The sequence below is a fragment of the Pseudoalteromonas sp. Z9A6 genome (assembly GCF_011378805.1).
Classification (GTDB): domain Bacteria; phylum Pseudomonadota; class Gammaproteobacteria; order Enterobacterales; family Alteromonadaceae; genus Pseudoalteromonas; species Pseudoalteromonas distincta.
In genome coordinates this window covers 1-1,338 of sequence record NZ_WTKZ01000121.1, presented here as the reverse complement: position 1 = coordinate 1,338, position 1,338 = coordinate 1, and the positions used below count along the sequence as shown (strand labels likewise).

The 1,338-nt window shown below is 42.5% G+C and carries 1 pseudogene; it reads left to right on the top strand.

Going from position 1 to position 1,338, the window contains the following annotated elements:
• Positions 1-96 precede the first annotated feature (96 nt).
• A pseudogene (locus GQR53_RS20445) lies at positions 97-1,314 on the top strand (IS4 family transposase).
• Positions 1,315-1,338: the final 24 nt, after the last annotated feature.

Genomic DNA, 1,338 nt, shown 5'->3' with positions numbered 1-1,338 from the left:
CTAAAGTATCCCCAGAATTAGCCTTTACATATCAATGAACTAACAGTATTAAAAAATGTGGGTAGTGAGGGAACATTCATGGTGTTTTGTGATCTTATGAATCGCTTAAAAACAACAGAACTAAACACCATGAATGCGTCTACTATTTTGCACAATATGCTCCGCGCTGTCACCCCTAACTCTATTCATAAAGCCAGATTTAATACTCTAGTCGCTGCCGTTAAATCTCTTTTGCACTGTCAGCAATGCACCTTGACGTCTATCGGCCGCAATTTGGATTCAAAAACAACTGAAAAACATGATATTAAACGTATTGACTGACTACTCAGTAACAATGAGCTTTTGCGTGAATCGATATCGGTTTATGTTCGCTTAAGCCGTTTTGTGGTCACTGAAAAGCATCCCGTCATTTTGGTCGATTGGAGCCATGCTGATACACAAACCAAATACTGTATTCTGCGTGCCAGCATTGTCAGTGAAGGTCGCTCTTTAACCCTGTATCAGGAAAGTGCATTCAGCTTTCAATATCATTGCCCAAAAGTGCAAAAACGGTTTTTAAAGATGCTCAAACTGATCTTGCCGAGTGATTGCCGCCCCGTGATTGTGACGGATGCAGGCTTTAAAGTCCCCTGGCTCAAAGCCGTGCGGAACAATGGCTGGCATTATATTAGTCGGGTTCGTGGTACGGCACATTTGAAAACGCAGGACAGCGATGAGTTTATTCCATGCCAGTCACTATTCAAGAACAATCAGCGTAAGAGCCAGTATCTTGGCGCGACCGAGCTGACCAAAAGTGCAAAATATCAAACTCATGCAGTGTTGGTTGGCAAGGGACATAAGTTATTAAAAAGAGATAAAAAACGCGGTTATAAGGAGCCTTGGCTACTCGTTTCTTCTCTTCCAAAAAGACACCACTTTCTCGAAAAGGTGCTCAAGCTATATGGAATGAGAATGCAGATAGAGGCAGGGTTTCGAGACCAAAAAAGTGTTAGGTTCGGCTTAGGCTCAGATCTGCACAGAACGAACAAACTCTATCGATTAGACATACTTTTACTGCTCGCAACATTGGCTCATTGGTTCTCAATGATGCTGGGTGCTGTGATAGACAAAGCAGGAAAGACAGGGGCTTTTCAAGCTAACTCAAGCAAAAACAGGCGAGTAGTGTCATGGGCATTTGTTGGGTTGCGATACTTCAAAAAACAGTCCATTAAGCTGCGGCGGCGAGATTACTTGGAAGGGCTAGCCTATTTCGTACAGGTGGTAGTGCAACTCGATTGGAAAAATATGGATGTGAGTGATGTGATTGAAATTTAATAATTATTTTTGGGGATCCCTTAG